The 18,180-nt window shown below is 58.2% G+C and carries 17 protein-coding genes; 9 read left to right on the top strand and 8 right to left on the bottom strand.

Going from position 1 to position 18,180, the window contains the following annotated elements:
• Positions 1-48: 48 nt before the first annotated feature.
• The 4 genes from V5N12_RS05410 to V5N12_RS05395 all read left to right on the top strand — a co-directional run bounded on the left by V5N12_RS05410 (position 49) and on the right by V5N12_RS05395 (position 5,025).
• Positions 49-2,802, top strand: a complete 2,754-nt coding sequence (locus tag V5N12_RS05410; protein ID WP_332898130.1) for a GAF domain-containing protein — start codon at positions 49-51, stop codon at positions 2,800-2,802.
• A 137-nt stretch (positions 2,803-2,939) separates the two neighbouring features.
• On the top strand, positions 2,940-3,275 hold the full coding sequence (locus V5N12_RS05405) for a hypothetical protein (RefSeq protein ID WP_332898129.1): 336 nt from the start codon (positions 2,940-2,942) through the stop codon (positions 3,273-3,275).
• A 122-nt stretch (positions 3,276-3,397) separates the two neighbouring features.
• The gene (locus tag V5N12_RS05400) at positions 3,398-4,753 is read left to right on the top strand and encodes a hypothetical protein (protein WP_332898128.1); all 1,356 of its coding nucleotides are present in this window, start codon (positions 3,398-3,400) and stop codon (positions 4,751-4,753) included.
• Positions 4,750-5,025: a DUF7410 domain-containing protein gene (locus tag V5N12_RS05395; protein ID WP_332898127.1), complete on the top strand. Its 276-nt coding sequence runs from the start codon at positions 4,750-4,752 to the stop codon at positions 5,023-5,025. Before V5N12_RS05400 ends, V5N12_RS05395 begins: the two co-directional genes overlap by 4 nt.
• Before the next feature lie 111 nt (positions 5,026-5,136).
• On the opposite strand, the gene V5N12_RS05390 is transcribed toward V5N12_RS05395, so the two are convergent.
• The gene (locus V5N12_RS05390) at positions 5,137-5,706 is read right to left on the bottom strand and encodes a hypothetical protein (RefSeq protein WP_332898126.1); all 570 of its coding nucleotides are present in this window, start codon (positions 5,704-5,706) and stop codon (positions 5,137-5,139) included.
• 118 nt (positions 5,707-5,824) lie between these two features.
• On the opposite strand from V5N12_RS05390, the gene V5N12_RS05385 reads away from it, so the two are divergent.
• Both V5N12_RS05385 and V5N12_RS05380 read left to right on the top strand, forming a co-directional pair.
• A complete protein-coding gene (locus tag V5N12_RS05385) occupies positions 5,825-6,067 on the top strand; it encodes a hypothetical protein (RefSeq protein ID WP_332898125.1) in 243 nt (80 codons plus the stop codon).
• A 47-nt stretch (positions 6,068-6,114) separates the two neighbouring features.
• Entirely contained in the window at positions 6,115-7,572 is a 1,458-nt protein-coding gene (locus V5N12_RS05380; RefSeq protein WP_332898124.1) for a metallopeptidase TldD-related protein, read from the top strand.
• Between the two features lie 453 nt (positions 7,573-8,025).
• Here V5N12_RS05380 and V5N12_RS05375 read toward each other — a convergent pair whose 3' ends face one another.
• The 6 genes from V5N12_RS05375 to V5N12_RS05350 all read right to left on the bottom strand — a co-directional run bounded on the left by V5N12_RS05375 (position 8,026) and on the right by V5N12_RS05350 (position 14,382).
• On the bottom strand, positions 8,026-8,559 hold the full coding sequence (locus V5N12_RS05375; protein ID WP_332898123.1) for a GNAT family N-acetyltransferase: 534 nt from the start codon (positions 8,557-8,559) through the stop codon (positions 8,026-8,028).
• A gap of 67 nt (positions 8,560-8,626) precedes the next feature.
• Positions 8,627-9,718, bottom strand: a complete 1,092-nt coding sequence (locus V5N12_RS05370) for an ABC transporter ATP-binding protein (RefSeq protein ID WP_332898122.1) — start codon at positions 9,716-9,718, stop codon at positions 8,627-8,629.
• A gap of 1 nt (position 9,719) precedes the next feature.
• Entirely contained in the window at positions 9,720-10,757 is a 1,038-nt protein-coding gene (locus V5N12_RS05365; RefSeq protein WP_332898121.1) for an ABC transporter ATP-binding protein, read from the bottom strand.
• Entirely contained in the window at positions 10,754-11,731 is a 978-nt protein-coding gene (locus V5N12_RS05360; protein ID WP_332898120.1) for an ABC transporter permease, read from the bottom strand. The genes V5N12_RS05365 and V5N12_RS05360 overlap by 4 nt, the downstream gene beginning before the upstream one ends.
• Before the next feature lies 1 nt (position 11,732).
• Positions 11,733-12,710 carry an ABC transporter permease gene (locus tag V5N12_RS05355; protein ID WP_332898119.1) on the bottom strand — a complete coding sequence of 326 codons (978 nt, stop codon included), beginning with the start codon at positions 12,708-12,710 and terminating at the stop codon, positions 11,733-11,735.
• Between the two features lie 52 nt (positions 12,711-12,762).
• Positions 12,763-14,382, bottom strand: coding sequence for an ABC transporter substrate-binding protein (locus V5N12_RS05350; protein ID WP_332898118.1), 1,620 nt, complete (start codon positions 14,380-14,382; stop codon positions 12,763-12,765).
• Positions 14,383-14,576: 194 nt separating this feature from the next.
• Between V5N12_RS05350 and V5N12_RS05345 the strand changes: the two genes are divergently transcribed.
• On the top strand, positions 14,577-15,956 hold the full coding sequence (locus tag V5N12_RS05345; RefSeq protein WP_332898117.1) for a M28 family metallopeptidase: 1,380 nt from the start codon (positions 14,577-14,579) through the stop codon (positions 15,954-15,956).
• A 36-nt stretch (positions 15,957-15,992) separates the two neighbouring features.
• Here V5N12_RS05345 and V5N12_RS05340 read toward each other — a convergent pair whose 3' ends face one another.
• Complete coding sequence (locus V5N12_RS05340) at positions 15,993-16,535, bottom strand: low temperature requirement protein A (protein ID WP_332898116.1); 543 nt, start codon at positions 16,533-16,535, stop codon at positions 15,993-15,995.
• A gap of 397 nt (positions 16,536-16,932) precedes the next feature.
• Between V5N12_RS05340 and V5N12_RS05335 the strand changes: the two genes are divergently transcribed.
• Together V5N12_RS05335 and V5N12_RS05330 are read left to right on the top strand one after the other, a co-directional pair.
• The gene (locus V5N12_RS05335) at positions 16,933-17,226 is read left to right on the top strand and encodes a hypothetical protein (RefSeq protein WP_332898115.1); all 294 of its coding nucleotides are present in this window, start codon (positions 16,933-16,935) and stop codon (positions 17,224-17,226) included.
• Between the two features lie 200 nt (positions 17,227-17,426).
• The gene (locus V5N12_RS05330; RefSeq protein WP_332898114.1) at positions 17,427-18,149 is read left to right on the top strand and encodes a hypothetical protein; all 723 of its coding nucleotides are present in this window, start codon (positions 17,427-17,429) and stop codon (positions 18,147-18,149) included.
• The last annotated feature ends 31 nt before the right edge of the window (positions 18,150-18,180 follow it).

The following is an 18,180-nucleotide window of genomic DNA, read 5'->3' as shown; positions in this document are numbered from 1 at the left end:
TGGAATTGGTGAGAAAGATTGTTATCGTTTGCATTCACAATATCGAACATGACTACGGGCACTCTTGGTTTCTGGCGTGACTGGACGGTTGCAGTTCTTGGCGGTCTTCTCGTTTTGTTCAACATCGTCGCCTATTGGGCCAGTTCGAGTTCCTCACTCACGGTTACCCTTGAGTCAATTGTGCCACTCGTGCTCGCCGTTGGACTCACCGCGTACGGTATCAGGCTGGGTCGCCGCCCCCTCTCTCCAACCCGGATGCAACCAATCGTTAAATGGAGCGTTGCTGGCATGATTCTCATCGGCGCACTCGGGGTGTGGGAGATGGCTATTCACATCCTCAGAACTGAAACCGTTGGCCAAACACTCAACGAAGCTTCGAGAAGCGCGACAGTCGGCGCAATCGTCGGCTCTGTCATCGGACTGTACGATGGGCGGGGGAACGAACGACTGCAGGAGGCGACACGCTCACAGCAAGCGATTGCTGCCGCGAGAGACGGAATCGCGGTGCTCAACCAAGACGGCGAGTACGAGACGATGAATCACGCACATGCGGAGGTGTACGGCTACGACGACCCCGAGACGTTCATCGGCGAGACGTGGCATATGTGCTACACAGAAGCCGAAGCGAACCGTATCGAACGGGACGTTATGCCGGAACTCGCCACAGAGGGGTCGTGGCGCGGAGAACTCGTCGGGGTACGAAAGGATGGCAGTGAGTTCCCACAGGATATCACGCTCTCAGTGCGGTCAGATGGCGGCCTCGTCTGCATCGTTCGAGATATCTCAGACCGCGTCGAACACGAAACCAAACTCGAAGCACTGCACAACGTTACCCATGCGTTCCTCACGGCAGAATCGGTCGAATCGATTGCAAAGCAGATGGTTACAACGGCGAACGACATTCTCGGCTACCCACTCGCAGTCGTGTGGACGTACGACGCCGCAAACGACCGACTCGTTCCACATACCGTGAGCGACGGCGCGCATGCCTTCATGCAACAAAAAGGGGTGGACGAATTCCCCACCCTCGAATCGGGGTCGGCTGAAGTAGAACAGTTCAAACGAGGAACGTCGGCCTACGTGCCACAGTACGAATCACTCGAAAACCGACAAAACGAGGACATTCCCCTTGGGGCTGTGTTGATGGTTCCACTCGGTGAGTACGGCATGTTCAGCATCAGAACGCAAAAATCGGATGGCATTTCTGCATCCGACCGCCTTCTCGCGGAGATTCTCGGGTCAAGTGCACAAACGGCAATCGAAAAACTCGACCGAGAGCAAAAGCTCGTGAGCCGCGAGCAGCGACTCAGTACGATCTTAGAAAACATGCCAGTCATCCTGTTCGCCTTCGATAAAGAGCGAACAATCACCCTCCAAGTGGGAAGCGCGCTCGAACACGTTGGGGTGGAACAGAATCAGATGGTGGGACTGCAGCTCGAAGAGGCTGTCAGCAACTCACCAGCGGTTCTACAAGCAGCAGAACAGAGCCTCAATGGCGAGTTCGTTGATTGCACACTCGACCTCTGGGGACAGACCTATCAGGTCTGGTATCAGCCGCTCTGGGACAGCGAAGATGGAGAGGTCACGAGCGTCCTCGGCGTCGCCATGGACGTGACCGAACGCGAAAAGCGCGAACGCGGAATCCGACTGCTGCACGAATCGACCCGCGACATGATGCTGGAGACGGACCCTGTCAAAATCTGTCAGATAGCAGTCGAAACCGCACAGAACGCACTAGGGTTGCCAGTGTCGGGTATCTGGTTCAAGACAGACGACCGACCGCGTCTCGAACCAGTTGCATATAGCAAGGAAGCCGAATCGATGTTCGACGAGCTACCCGTGTGCGAACCGGGTAACAGCATTGTGTGGCAAGCGTATGAGGACGGCGAACTCATACATTTCGACGACGTGAGCGAGGCGACGAAGCGGTTCAATCCAGAAACGAAGGTGCGCAGTGAGCTCAACTTGCCACTCGGCGAGTACGGCGTGATGAACATCGGCTCGCTCGACGACGGCGCGTTCGATGAGACGGATATCACGCTGTCGAAACTCCTCGTCGCCAACACCCTCGCCGCGCTCGAACGAGCAGACCGCGAACGGACACTGCAACAACAAAAAGAGCAGATGGAGTTTTTCAACTCGATTCTGCGCCACGACGTGTTAAACGGGATGATGGTGATTCGAAGTCGAGGCGAGTTCCTCACAGAGCAACTCACCGAAGAGCAGTTACGGTTCGCAAAGACGATTGTGGGCTGGAGCGACGACATCATCGACATCGTCCAGCGGGTTCGGACGGTGTTGAATACGCTCACCGGCGACAAAGGCGCAGCCTTCGAAGCGGTTAACCTCTCTACGACGCTCCAAAAGGAAATCGAGCGCGTCGGGAACACCTATCCAGCGGTGCAGTTCGAAACGGACGTTCCAGCAGACCTCACGGTGCAAGCAAACGAATTGCTCGGTGATGTGTTCGGGAACATCATCACGAATGCCGTCGCTCACAACGAGACGGACGGACTCCATATCACGGTGACAGCGGAGAAACAGGCACAACAAGCCTCGATTCGCATCGCTGACAACGGTTGTGGCATTCCTGACGAACAGAAAGATGCGGTATTCCGACGCGGAACGTCAGGGCACACCACAGAAACGAACTCCGGTTTTGGCCTCTACTTCGTCGATTCAATGGTCGAGTCGTACGGTGGCAGCGTCTGGATTGAAGACAACACACCCCAGGGTGCCGTGTTCGTCATCGAACTTCCGATACCTGCTACGGAACGACCAATGCTAGACCACGAACAGTGAGGGCACCGCGAGAGGGGAACCACCACCCAATCACACTCGCCGTCTCGGTTACGACCGTTTCACGACGGCCTACAAACAGAGTTCAGTAGGCTATCACGTTCGGAAGGGGCTTACGTGACGCTGTCTTCTAGAGGTCTATGAACTTCGCCGAGCGTTTTGGGGACCTATTCGAACGAGGCGAGCGAGAGCAAGCCAGAGAGCTTGCGAAAGCGGTGCTCCGAAACGAGCCAGTAAACAGTGTCGAGGTCACCGACACGGCAGTCCACGTCGAGACGCCGTCGTTTCACGGCACCCATCAGGTGACGACCACCAACGGCGGTGCGGCCGAGATTCAACGCCAAGGCACCTACCGATACAAGAGCGAGGCTATCGACCTGTCGTTCACCACGAAGACGATGACCGATGAAGCGTACGAGCAAGCCAGTGCCCGCCTCGCGGAACAAGGCACCCGCGAATCAAACACCGTTGAATAGGGTGGAGCGTGCGTCTCACTACGCCACGCAGGTGAACAGCCACACGCCGCGGTGATTATTACCCCGTCCGTCGAATAGTCATACGACTTATACGAATGCAGGCGAACCGACGATTTCTGCGAGTGGGACTCACGCTAGTCGGAGCCACGCTGCTCGCCCAACCCGCGGCGGCCCACGTCGGCAGCCTCGGCGGGTTGATGACACCGGTGGCGGTGCCGACGTGGCTCACGATTCTCACCGGCGGCATCATCGTCGGCGTGTCGTTCATGTTCACGAGTCTGCTCACCGACCACGCCGCGATTCGCGCGATAAACGGCTGGCGGCTGTTGCTCTCACCGCCCACCTCGGTTCGGCAGGCGCTTCGCATCACAGTACAGGGGCTTAGCGTCGGCGTCTTGGTGGTGGTCGTCACAGCCGGACTCATCGGCCCGCAGACACCAACGTCGAACTTTGCGATTCTCTTCGTGTGGGCGGGCTGGTGGGCGGGCTACACGATGAGCGTCTACCTCTTCGGAAACACGTGGGAGTGGTGCAACCCGTGGCGCGCACTCGTGGCGCCTGTTCCCCGAAATGGGTATCGAAGCTACCCCGAGCGACTGGGCGGGTGGCCGAGTGTCGTCGCACTGCTCGGCCTCGTCTGGCTCGAAGTCATCAGTCCAGTCGCAAGCGACCCGCAACTGCTCGCAGCCGTCATCATCGGCTATTCGGTGGTCACCCTCACCGGGGCGGTGGTGTTCGGGCCGGATGCGTGGTTCGAGCAGGTCGACCCAATCGCGCGAGTGTTTCGGTGTTACGGACGGATCGCCCCGCTGCAACGAACCGAGACGGGCGTGGCGTTCAAACTCCCGACCGCCGCGCTCGCCGCGCGCGGAGACAACCTCGAAGCCGACGACACCGCGTTCATCATCGCGTTGCTGTGGGTGACCACCTACGACGGCTTCATCTCGACGCCGCTGTGGGGGACCCTCCTCCGCCCACTCGTCGCCGTGGGTGTGCCACCGCTTGCGGTCTACTTCGGAACCATCGTCGCCGGGTTCACACTCTTTCTGTCGGTGTTTCGCCTCGCCGCCCGGCGGTCACGGCGCTCGGGGCGAACCTACATCACCCCACGATTCATCGAGGGCTGGTTCGCGCCGGCGCTGTTGCCGATTGCAGCGGGCTACCACCTCGCCCATTTTCTTGGCTTTTACATCACGCTCTCGCCCGCGCTCCAGACGGTCGCACTCCAACCGTTCAGCCAACCGGCTGACGTACTGGTGTTGATTCTCCCTGCGTGGTTCTCGCTCGTGCAACTCGGCTTCGTGCTGTTCGGTCACCTGCTCGCCGTCTGGACCGCCCACGCCCTCGCGTTCGACCTCTTTCCCGGGAAGCTCAAACCCATCCGGAGTCAGTACCCGTTCGTTGTCGTCATGATTTTCTACACGATGACGAGCCTGTGGATACTCACCCAACCGTTTACCACGCCACCATACGTATGACCGAACTCATTCCAGAAACAGTTGTCTCGGACACAGACCCACCCGCAACGTACTGTCGCTACTGCGACCAGCCGTTCGATTCGGCACAAACCCGTGCACTCCACGTCGGAGAACACCACGCAGACGTGTGGACGACCGCCGACCAGACGGCCTACGACGAGGCGCTCGCTGCAGAGGACGACGAACTCTGGGTGTACCACATGAAAGTCGTCGTCGGCCTCGCGGTGACGTACGCCATCGTCGTGGTCGTCTACATGATTGTCCTCGGCTGAGTGAGGAGCGCAGACCGATTACTTCAGCCGGACGGCCGTGCCGTACGCGATGACTTGTGAAAAAATTCGATGTATTTTCGCGGTGGATGCGTTTTTCTTCGCGATAGGCAATTAGACGGGAGTGGACAGGAGTGCTCTGAGCCCGCCGATGAGCAACCGGTCGAGCGAATGGGTCGCCACGCTATAGGAGACGAAGAAGACGACCATCACAACGAATTCGACGGACACGAATGCGCCGACGTCGAGCGCCGCGAGCGCGGGAAGCAGCGCGATGGCGGTGTCGATGGCACTGGCGAACGTCGCAAGTGCGAGGCCACCGCCGACCAAGATGAGGCCAAGGTAGGCAGCCAGCCGCGCCGAGGAGGGTGGGCCACGCGACCGAGCCTGCCGAGAAACGTCGCGTTCTGAGCCAACGCCGAGGGCGGCGAGTTGCCGACGGACTTGGTCGATGGTAGTCACCACAAAGACGAACCAAAGGAAGCCCGCCAGTCCAAAGCCAACGGTTGCCGGCGAAACGGTCGCAAACAGCTCAGTCACGACCGCTTCGATGGTCGGCCCCCCGCGGGCTACGAGGTAATAGAACAGCGCAAAGCCGAGTGCGGCGTCTATCGGCCCGTACGCTGGAGCGGAAACCCCCTTCCGTCGAGCAGCCCGTGACCTGGATTCGGCGTACGAGTTCATGTCGAAAGAGACGTGCCCTGACTCCATCAATTGGGCGTCAAATCCTGCGAACTGAGACCTAACAGGAGACAGCTCGCAGCACCGAACTTTGATACGTTTCCGCTCGCATCGAATCCGTATGCGAAAACGTCGGCTGAAACGACACGGGCTTGCCACGGTCGGACTCGGATTGTCAATCGTGTTCGCAGTCGGCGCATTTGGCTATCTCGCGCTCAACGGAGCCATGGTCGAAGGGGTTGCACTCGGCGTCCTCGTTCTCGGCGCGGGCGTGTGGGAGTTTCGCCGCAAAGTGCAAGATGAAATTATTGCAGACACGTACGAAGCGAAGTCCGAAGCGAACAAACAGGAGTCTCGACAGTAGCGCCGTCGGTCGGGAAGTTCATGCGTAGTGATTCTGTAGCACAGCGTATGGATGTAGAACGGGACAACCTCATGGAGGCGATGGAGTGGTTGCTCGACCGCTTCGAATCCGACGAGGCCGTGGCGTACGCGGAGGTCAGCGCAATCGCGCAAGCAAAAACCGACATCGTCGTGACCGAAGACGGCCCGCGGAACGCGACGCCGTTTACAGAAACTGGCGTCTGCTTTCGCGTGTTCGCAGACGGTGCGGCAGACTATCGGTACACGACGGCACTCGATGAGGACAGCCTCGCTGACGTTGCAGACCGGGCGATTCGAAGCGGAGAGGTGCTCGCCCAACGCGACCCAGGGCGGTTCGACGCGTACACCACACACCAAGGCGTCCATGGCGGCTGGGCCACGGAACGAATCGACGACGTTGACGTGTCGAAAAAGGTCGCTGCAATCGAAGCTGGACTCAATGAGACGGCCAATATCGACTGTTCGCACAAGTGGGTCAACTATGCCGACGCTCATATCGAGACAACGCTCGCAACAACGACAGGGAGTACTCTCCAGACAACGCTCGACCGTGCCCAACTGACCGTCATTCTCACGCTCCGCGATGGTTCGAAGGTAAAACGCCACGCTGGTTCGACCCGTGGCGCACCGTTTTTGGATGACTTAGAAGAGACATTCACTTCACTCGCAGCCGACGCCCGCACGCTGGAAGCGGCGACGGAGGCCTCCACGCCACTTGGAGAAACGACCGTGGCACTGACTCCGCGCGCCGCAGGCCAACTGTTCCACTTCGTCTCGCGGTATTTCGAAGCCGACATGGGACTCATGGGGCTCAGCCCCTACGCAGTCGGTGACACGATTGGCCCAGAAGCCCTCGAAATCGAAGATACGGTTCACGCCGGGTCATGGGCCGCCCGGAGCTACGACTTCGAAGGCAGACCTCAATCGCCCGTTCAACTCGTCGAAAACGGTCGCCTCGTTCGAGCCCTCCACAACACGACGAGCGCCGCAGAGGCCGAAACGTTCCCGGCTGGAAATGCTGTTCCGAGTCTCGGATTTGAACACCCACCACGGATTCACGCTCGACACCTCGACGTCACGCCCGGAGTAACGGAAACAGCCGCGCTTCGCGTGGAGGCTGACGTGCTCGTCGAGTGCTTTGGCGACCCATTGTTATGCGACGAACTCGAATGCGTCCAACGCCCCGGTGTCATGCCCCCGAGCGTTTCCTATGCGAAAGACATCGACCGAAAAACCACCGACCGACCGAAGCGAGGGCTGGCAAGGCTTCCGATTGCAGAAGGATATCGGCTGGTCGAGGGCGAACATGCAGGTCGCATCGAGAACGTCACGCTCAACTTTGATCCGGAAACGCTCACGCAGATTGACGCGCTTGGGAGCGTCAGAGCGACGACAACGGGTGTCGCAGTAAAGCACAAATCTCGACTTCCGTGGGCGGTGACAGCACCGGGCCTTCGGGTGCATGTCACGCTCGAAAAGCGATAAGCGTAAGCGAGTTATTGCATCTCTTCGAGGGAGGTCACAGTGTCCGACATTATCCATGCCGTCTCACTGTCTGCTTCCTCGATACAGATGGCAAAAAACGACTCTCGACCCTCATCGACGGTGATTCGAAATCCGCGACTTGTCAGTTTTTGGGTTTGTTTGGGTGGAGATTCGGAAGTATTCACACCTCCGTTCAGAACCACCAGTACATAACGGGCACGGTTTTGGCTGAGACGGGATTTTGAGCGTTATGACAGCACTCTACCCGAGTTTCTACGAGACGTTCTGGATGAATTTTCTTGTATCTAACAGGTTTCGAAAGCAGAATCACTCATACACACGGCGTAAAATACTCGCATTTCTGTTACGTTTGTGTCTGCGTGACAGCATATGCCACTCGAGGTCGGGAGATGGTGACGAAAGATTGCATTTGAAACGAGAAATCGACCCGGGTTATGCGTCTTCCCACTCCTCGCGGAGCAGTCCGTACTGGACCATATCGCGGTGGGCACCATCGACGAACATGAACTGGCGTTTTCGCCCTTCTTCGGTGAAGCCAAGCGATGCTAAGAGGCCGCGCGACGCCTCGTTGAAGTCGAACGCTTGCGCGCCAATCGCCGGGGTGTTGTACGAGCGAAAGACGTAGTCGATGACGAGCGAGACGGACTCTTTGCCGTAGCCCTCACCGTGTACCTCGGGGACGAGCCAGTAGCCGAGTTCCGGGCGTTTGTAGTGGCCATCCATGACCGCGACTTGTCCGATTCGAGTGATGCCGTCCGCGTGCTCCTCATTTTCGAGACAAACAATGAGCGTATCCGGGCCGTTTCGATTGGCCGAGATTTCGTACTGGCCCTGGTTTTTCACCTTGTGACCAAGCGAATACCGAAGTTCCGGGTCGGCACCTGCGCGCTGGAGAAAGGGGATGTCTTCGGCTTCGGCCGTCCGAAGTGTGACCCGCTCGCCGCTTGTGACGCGTGCACCTGGCATGGTTCAGGCGAGAAGAGGTGGTGGTATACGCTTTGTGTCTCAGCCACGACCTCGCGGGAGAAAATCGCTAGCTCGACGGGTCAGACTGGGACTGTTCTTGCTCGCGTGTTTCCTCAATAGTATCGTACGGGTCGTAGTCCGTTGCGCTCTCGTAGAGATGGCAGGCAACGCCAACCTCGCTATCGATGTCGACTTTCTGTTCGAGCGGTGGGGTAACCTTGTCACAGACGCCGCCGATGTAGTCGGGGCAGCGCGATTTGAACCGACACCCGCTCGGAACGTCGATAACGTCGCCGACTTCACCCTGCAGTTCGACGCGCTCGCGACCCACGTTCGGTTCGGGGACGGGAACCGCGTTGATGAGTGCCTGCGTGTAGGGGTGCTGTGGGTTCTCGATGATTTCGTCTGTCGGCCCTTTCTCGACGATTTTCCCCATGTACATGATGGCGAGGCGGTCGCACATGTGGCGCAGTAACGAGAGGTCGTGGCTGATGTAGACGACTGAGAGGCCGTACTCGTCGGTCATGCGTTCGAGCAGCGAGAGAACGCCCGCGCGAAGACTCACGTCGAGCATCGACACGGGTTCATCGGCCACGATGAAATCGGGGTCGAGGACGAGTGCCCGCGCAATCGCAACGCGCTGGCGCTGGCCGCCTGAGAGTTCGTGGGGGTACTGGTCGAAGTACTGCTCCGGTGGCAGAAGTTCTGCGAACTCAAGGGCGCGCGCGACCCGTGCCGTCTCGTTCCCGATGTCGTGAATGCGGAGTGGCTCTGCGACGGTGTCGTACACCGTCATCCGTGGATTCAGACTCTCGAACGGGTCTTGGAAAATCATCTGGGCGTTCTGCCGGAACTTCTTGAGTTCCGTGTCGTCCGCTTCAGAGAGCGCCTGCCCGTTGTAGGTGATGTCGCCACCCGTTGGCTCGTGAAGTTTCACGAGTGACATCCCCGTGGTCGTCTTCCCACAGCCAGATTCCCCAGCGAGACCGAGCGTTTCGCCCCGTTTGAGGTCGAACGTCACGCCATCGACTGCGTGGACGAAGTCTGGGTCGCCGCCGGACACCGACTGGATGATACTCGCAATCCAGCCACTATCGACCTTGAAGTGCTTTTCCAGATTTTCGACGCGCAACAGCGGATCGTCGGTGGAACTCGCCATCTCAGTCACCTCCCGTTTGCTGGGCAGCGGCCGTCTGTTCCCACGTCATGGGACTGTCTGCGACCGGCCTGAGTTCCGTGTCGATGTCGTCTGCGTAGTGGCAATACGACCGGAGGCCATTGTTGAAGTGTGCCTCCGGTTCTTCGTGGCGACACTTCTCAGTGGCGAGCGGACACCGCTCTGCGAATCGACAGCCTTCGGGTGGGTCAACGAGTTCAGGCGGATAGCCCTTGATGGAGAGCAGGTCTTGGTCGGTCTTCCGGATGTTTGGAAACGCACGCTTGAGGCCGATGGTGTAGGGGTGGTACGGTTGATTGAATATCTCGTCTACAGGGCCTATCTCTGCGACTTTTCCGGCGTACATGACGAGGACGCGGTCACACGTCTCTGCGACCACGCTCACGTCGTGGGTGATGACGAGCATCGAGGAGTTGACCTCGTCTTGAATCTGGCTGATGCGTTTTAAGATCTGGTCTTGCATGATGACGTCCAACGCCGTCGTTGGCTCGTCTGCCAGAATCAGCGACGGTTCAAGCGCGAGCGCCATCGCAATCATTGCTCGCTGACGCATCCCGCCCGAAAACTGGTGAGGATAGTCGTCTGCGCGGTCTGGGTCTAGGCCCACAAGTTCGAACATTTCGGTGACGATTTCGGTGGACTCAACGCGACCCGTCCCCGGACGGTGGGTTTCGATGGCTTCCACGATTTGCTCGCGGATGGTGTACACTGGGTTCAGCGAGTTCATCGCAGACTGGGCAATCATCGAGATTTCTTCCCACTTGAGACGACGACGCTGTTCGCCGGTCATCGTAGTCAGGTCATCGCCCTTGAATTCGATGCTCCCGCCATTTACGTAGCCGGCGTCGGGGAGGATGCCGATAATCGCCTTTGCGAGCGTCGTCTTGCCACACCCGGACTCGCCGACAATGCCGAGATTCTCACCTTCTTCTAAGGTGAACGAGACATCGTCTACGGCCTTTGCCGGGCCGTCTTCCGTTTCGTAATACACTTCTAATCCGTCGACTTCGAGTAGACTCATTGTAGTTTGGGGTTAGTGATTTCTTCGTAGCCACGGCCAATCAGGAAGCCGCTAATGACGAGCAGTCCGATACAGATGCCTGGTGGGACGAACCACCACCACGCACCAAACGAGAGTGCGGAGTAGGCGCGTGAGGCTTGCAACATCGTCCCCCACGACACCGAGTTGGGGTCACCAAGACCGATAAAGGAGACTCCTGCTTCGGTGAGAATCGCCCACGCGATGGCGAACGACCCGTAGAGAAACGACATCGGCAACACGTTCGGTGCGAGGTGGCGGCTGATGATGTGCCAGTCGCTCGCCCCCGCAACACGCGCGGCTTTCACGAACGGTCGTTCACGCAACGAGAGCGCCTGCGACCGGATGACGCGGGCCGTTGCCCGCCACTGGAGGATAATCACCGCGAGGATGATGTTCCAGAGGCTCGGGCCGAGCAGGGCGACAAGGATGATTACCGTCGGCAACAGCGGCATCCCGTAGAGAAAGTCCACGAGGCGCATTAACGCGTCATCGATCGCGCCGCCGTAGTAACCCGCGACCAAGCCAACGAGTGTGCCGATACCAGCGGTGAACACTGCTGCGACAAGGCCGACCAGGAGTGCAGCCCGGGTTCCGTAGATGAGTTGGCTAAAGATGTCGAACCCCTCTGCGGTCGTGCCGAGGAGGTAGCCGCCGTCGCCGCCCAGGAACGAGGGTTCTGCCCACTTCTGGATGAGGATATCATCCGAGGTTTGATACTGCCGTTCGAGCGGTGGGTACGGCGCAATCACCGGTGCGAGAATTGCGATGAGGATGAACAGCCCCACCATCAGCATCGAGAGGCGCACCAAGAGGTCTTTGGTCAGCAGTGACCAGTGCTCGCGCAACGTCTCTTTCCAAAGGCGCGTCGTGCGTTCCCACTTGTTGAACTCGGTGTGCGAATTGTCGTCGCCGAGGTCATCGAAAATCGACTTCGAGCTAGTGTCTTCGGTCATGTTAGTCGTAAGTCACCCGTGGGTCGAGGTAGCCGTAGGCAAGGTCAGCGACGAAGTTCAGGATGATGATGGTTGCCGCGAGCACCATGAACGTCCCCTGTGCGACGGGGAAATCACGGCGCAAGACCGCGCGCACCATCTCTCGGCCGATGCCGGGCCACGCGAACACGGTCTCGATGAGCACGCTCCCGCCAACGGCGTAGCCAAGCGCAATCGCCGCGGCCGTGACGATTGGCAAGAGGGCGTTGCGTGCGGCGTGTTTGAACATGATGGTGCGTTCTTTCAGGCCCTTTGCGCGACACACGTCGATGAAGTCCTCTGAGAGGACTTCGAGCATCGACGAGCGCATGATGAGCAGCGGATAGCCCATGAAGTAGTAGGCAAGGACGAGCGCCGGAGCCGCGAGGTGAGTGAGGAAATCAACCGACGTGACCATGTCGAGGAAGCCATCGTAATTGGTTCCTGCGGTGGTCATCCCCTCCATTGGGATGAGGTTGAAGTGCGCGCCGAAAATCCAGAGGACGATGAGGCCCACCCAGAAGCTCGGGACGCTGCGTGCGAGCAGTGCGGTGATAACGGTGCTCCGCTCGAAGACGGAGCCGCGATACCAGCCGGCGAGCACGCCGAGGGTGATACCGAAGGTGTAGGCGATGACGAACGCCGTGAGCATCAACACGAGCGTGTTCGGCAGATACGTCCAGATAACGTCTTGAACGGGCGCGTTCGAGTGGAACGACTGCCCGAAATCGAGCGTCAGCGCGTTCTGTAAGAACTTGATATACTGGATGTGCATCGGCTGGTCTAAGCCATAGCTGGCGATGACTTGCTGTCTCGCTTCGGGCGTCATCTGCGGTGAGATAACGAACGAAGTCGGATTGCCCGGCATCAGTCTGAACAGGAAGAACAACACGGTCCCCACTGCCCAGAACGTGACGAGGAGTTGTAACGAACGTCTGAGTATGAAACTGGCCTTTCCCATAATGTATAGCGTTGTGATTAGTGGTGAGAAGTCGATGCGACTCGCTTCGGGGTTAGCTCCCGTCCGGTGCGACGATCATTCCCTTGTCGTTCCAGCTGTAGCCAGCCTCTTTCAGGCGACTCTTTGCTTTGTCTTTGCTTTCTTCGTAGGTTGCAACGTCGTCAGTGTGGAGCGGACCGAATGCGGTCGAAACGATGTTCTCTCCCTTGTTCGGGAAGCCAAACAGAATCTGGTCAACGATGGCCGTCCGGGGGATGGTGTTGACCAGCGCCTGGCGGAGGACGGGGTCGTCGAGGCCCTTCTTTCGCTCGTTTGGCGTGAAGTGCCAGAACGACGTTGCGGGCTGGAATTTGGTGCCAATCGCTTCGTGGTCTTGGTTCTCGTTGAGCGACCGGTCGATGCGGCCGAACGGTTCGTAGTTGAGTTCGCCGCTCTTGAGTAGTTCCCAGACCGTCGAGGCCTCGGGGATGACGCGCCAGAAGCGCTTTTCGAAGGCAACCGGGGCGAAGTGATCTTCGTTCTTTGCGAGACCGAACTCGCTGCCTTTGTTCCAGTAATCGAACTTGAGCGGGCCACTGCCGACCGGTTGTTCCACGTTCGCCTGGCTTGGGTTGTCTCTGCTCTCCCACTTGTGCTGTGGGATGATTGGTATCTGCGTCCCGACGAGCGTGTTGAACGGGCCGAGTGGTTTCGCCATGTTGATGCGAACCGTGCTCTCATCGACGACTTCTGCGCCCTTGATGTACTCTGCTTGGACGGAGTACACGGGAATCTCCTTCTCTGCGAGGTAGTTGTACGTAAAGGCAACGTCTTCTGCGGTGAGCGATTCGCCGTCATGCCACGAGTGGTCGGTACGGATGGTGTACTCCATCGTAGTCTCATCCACCCGATTCCAGTCGGTGGCGAGACTGACATCCGAATTGAGATTGCCCTCGTTGTCGAGGCGCAACAGCGTGTCGTACATCACCGTAAACTGATAGGTGTGTTTGTTCTCGTCGTTGTGCCCGAGGACGTTCATCGTAGAGAGCGTTTCCGGCCAGTAGCCCTTCAGGGTCGTCTCGCCGTTTTTCATCTCCAGGTTAATCATCGTCCAGTAGGAGTTGAACCCCTGTGCGAGGTCTGGCTGCCAGTTGCCCGTCTGGTTTTGGTTGTAGACGGCCGCGGCTGGCATGTGCGTAATCGGCATCTGGGGAACGTCTTCCATGAGCGTCTTCTGAACCTCGTGAGCCGTCTCAATGCGTGCGTCCGAGTCGGGTTGGCTCATGTAGTCGTCGAGCAACGAGTCGATGTCTGGGTTCTCATAGCCCGCGTAGTTACCCATCCCAGACTCGGTGTTCGACGAGTGCATCGTGTTACTCAGTTCAAGCACCGGATCGACGGTGAAGAACGTGTGCCACGTCGAGAAACTGTAGTCGTACTCGACAGACACCCGATTGTACAGCGTCCCCCATTCAAGCACATCGACTTCGACATCAAGCCCAAGGTCGTTGAACTGTCGGGCGATGAGATTAATCGCGTCGTGGCGTGGTGGGTTGTAACTCTGGGAGTTATTGACGTAGGTGTACGTTTCAAGCCCCGAGCCTGGCCCTGCGTTGTTTTCTCCTTCGTCCGTCTCTTCCTCGCCTCCTCCGGTACAGCCCGCGAGTGCGGTTAATCCGACAAGCCCGCCCATCGACGTCGCTTTAATAAAACTACGCCGATTGAGAGGCCCGTTATTAGATGACATACGTTAGGTTATCACTAGGTAACCGGATATAGCTCTTTACATGAAGCAAAAAGTAGAAAATAACTATATTTTTAGATAATTATTATTTGTTTTTTATCCGACCACAACACTATTGTCACCGTGTCTCACACTGCATACGAATGACGAGGCTTTCTGATACCGTCGTCGGTGAAACGTACCGAAGTAGCGTAGGCTGGGAGCTGCTTGCAGAACTCGAAGATATCAACAACCGAATGCCCGGACAGGACGGCGAGCACAATGCAGCAACCCTCGTTGCCGAGGCGTTCGAGGAAGTCGGACTCAACGATGTCACCTTCACCGAGTTCCCCATTCCGGGCTGGTGGCGAGGCGAAGCGGCATTGGCCGTCGAACACGGCGACCGGAAAACGACGTTTCGCCGGTCGCACGAACTCGTTGAACTCCCCGGTACGCCCTCGGGTGACGTGTCTGGAGAGCTCGTCGATATGGGCTACGGGCTGCCCGAAGACTTCGAAGACGTAGACCTCAGCGGGTGCGTCGTGATGGCGTCCAGCCTCACACCAGATGAGTACGGACGGTGGGTACACCGGTCTGAGAAGTACCACTACGCCGCAGAGAACGGGGCGGTCGGATTCGTGTTCTGCAACCATATCGAGGGTGCGCTCCCGCCAACCGGGAGCATAGGAGTGACGAACGGTCCCGGTCCGATTCCCGCCGTTGGCGTGAGCAGGGAAGTCGGTGCGCGACTCAAACGCTACTGCAAGAACGGCTCGGTCGAAGTCTCGCTCGACGTTGCGTGTGAAAACGGACGGACAACCTCTCGAAATATCGAGGCGGTTGTTGGCCCGGAGACCGACGAAGAAGTGCTGTACACCGCGCACGTAGACGGACACGACGTCGGCACGGCCGCGAACGACAACGGTTTCGGGACGGCGTTGGTCGTCGAAGTCGGTCGCATCCTCGCGCAACTCGAAGACGACCTCGAAACGCGGGTCAGACTCATCGTGTTCGGCGCAGAGGAGACGGGCCTATACGGGTCGTACTACTGGACGCACACCCACGACCTCGACTCCGTTAAGTGTATCGTCAACATGGACGGCGCGGGCTATTCGCGCAATCTCGAAATCCACACCCACGGGTTCGAGACGATTGGTGAAACGTTCGAAGCCGTCGAAGCAGAGTACGACATCCCCATTAAAATCGAGGAGGGCCTGAGACCGCACAGCGACCACTGGCCGTTCGTCCAACAGGGCGTCGCGGGCGTCCAAGGTCGGTCGTCAGCGAAAGAGAGCGGGCGCGGCTGGGGTCACACCCACGGCGATACGCTCGACAAACTCGACGTGCGAGACCTCCGCGACCTCTCGATTCTGTGTGCGGCGGGTGTCGCACGGCTCGCAGAATCCTCGATTGAAACTCCACACGTCTCTGCGACGGAGATAAAACAGGACTCCATCGAACAGCGGTTCGATGCCGGGATGAAAGCGACCTACACATGGCCGTGGGGCGAGCAGCGAGACTGGCCGTGGAAAGACCAACTATGAACGAATAGGCAACGGCGACGGACACGTTTCCTTGGGTTAACGCACGCTGTGCCCACCAGTCCGGAGGTATCGACGGTGTTCCGACCACAGCGTTTCGTAGGCGGCGAGGACGAGCAACGCCGGGCTGCCGAGAAATCCCGGAGAAACTCGGAGGACGGCGTCTCGCGTTTCGGGCGGTGAGGCGACGGCGTAGAGCACGACGTGCAATACCCAGACGACGACGTAGGCAACGGCGAACACGAGTGCGCCCTCCTCGAACGCGGTGTGAACAGTGAGCGAGACGATGAGCATCGCGGCCATCGCCGTGAGAATCACGAGTCTGGCGGGCAACTCGTCCTCTGCGGCGACGACGCCCGTGAGCCACGAATAGCCGACCCATGCCCACCAGAGGACGGCGAGTAATGCCGCACCACGGACCAGTCCGGGCCACGTGAGGTGATGTGCGAGAAAGCTCGTCACCTGCGTAAACGAGAAGACGAACACGAGGTCGAAAAACAGTTCGAGGGGGGTGACAGCGTGTTCTTGGTCGAACGCGTCTGCTGACTCGGACAATGGAGTGGGCGCTTCGTGAGTGTCCATCGGTACCTACCTACACGTCGTGTGGTTAATTGAGACTCTCCCATCCCCGACCAATCCTCTGCACGGCCGGACACCAGTAAAAATATTGATATTGGTTTGAGAGCCCACGTTGCCCCGACTACGTAATGATGACGACCGGAACGGTGGATGTCGAAGCCAAAACCAATATTACTACATACATATCCATACAGTTGCTGTCATTGATATATCAAAATGGGAAACAGATATTACGGTAGTCAATCACACATTAGTCAGACACACAGCATACGCTCGGCGGACGGGCCACATGAGGAGGAAAAGACGAACGCGGAGAAACAATCGAATGAGATGCACCGGCGACAAGAAACAGAGTGGGAGATGCAAGACTGAAAAATTCATGCGAAGACATGCCCAATGGATGGCGCAACCTGACGACCGAATCCTAGAATTTCTCGAAGCGAGTGGCGCACACCGCGCCCGAACGCTTCGAACCGAACTGGCAGAGACGGGCGGTGATTTGAACTATCCGCTCGACTATCTCGAACAGCGATTGGAACTGCTCTGGCGAGCGGGACTACTCGAATACGACGGCTTCGATGCCGCGTACGCACTGACCGAACTCGGGGCAGACTATCTCTCTGGACGGCTTGACGCGAGTGACCTCACCCTAACAGACCCGGGCACAGAATCGAACACGGTCGACCGAGTGTGATATCCAATGCGAACCAAAGCCTTGACCGAGCGAAGACACCAGGCTCCATGACGACCGGACAACCACAATTAGGGTCACGCGAATACCTGTGTTACCACCTGCTGGTGGCACTGGAAGAAGTGAATACGACCAGTATCTCTCGGTCAAAATTCCTCAAGTTGAGTTGTATCACAGACCATTATCTCCAAAATACCCTCGGTGTGGAGATTGAGTTGCCGCGCTATTGGTACATCTACGGCGAAGCACTCGACGAACACGCGCTCAACGGCGATTTCTACCACGCACCCGCAGCGAAATACTGGAACGGCCAAGAGTACATTCCCGTGAACGGACTCAGCGAGTGGGAGTTCGCCGCATCTGCGTCCACCAAAGCGGCAATCGACGACGCAATCGACTGGACGGTCGAACAGTTAGGGCAGAAAAACACCGACGAAATCACGCAGTTTCAGTTCGACCACCTCGCACCAAACGAATTCATTCGAACGCTTGATGCGCTCAGACGCTGGCTCGACCGGACGGATTACAACCAACAATCCACCCTCGGTGATTTCGAGCCGGGGCTCAAATCGACCCGTCGCGTCGTTGAAACGGCGCTCGACCGCTTGGAAGCCACCTACCCAGCAGATGACTATCCCGAGTTATACAAACTGTTCTTGCAATGGCATCGAACGGTCAAAGCGTTGCTCGAACACGATCCCGATTACGCGGTTGTCGCCGAGTTTCTCGACAGTTTCATCAACGCATTGAGTCGTGTCGAACTACGCTTTCACCACTGTCAGTACATCCCCGATGAGCGCATTAGAGCGTGGGAAGCAGACCGTATCGAAGCAAAGGAGATGTTCAGAAACACGCTCCGGAAACGGCGGATGTCGCTACTCGATACGAACGGAGAAACGTCGCAATCGACAGTGTCGCTCAAGTAACGCCCGACGCCGTGGCAGACGAGGATCACGC

This window comes from Haladaptatus sp. CMSO5, from assembly GCF_036689885.1.
Classification (GTDB): Archaea; Halobacteriota; Halobacteria; order Halobacteriales; family Halococcaceae; genus QDMS2.
The sequence above is the reverse complement of the archived record's forward strand: the minus strand, read 5'-3'. Positions and strand labels throughout refer to the sequence as shown.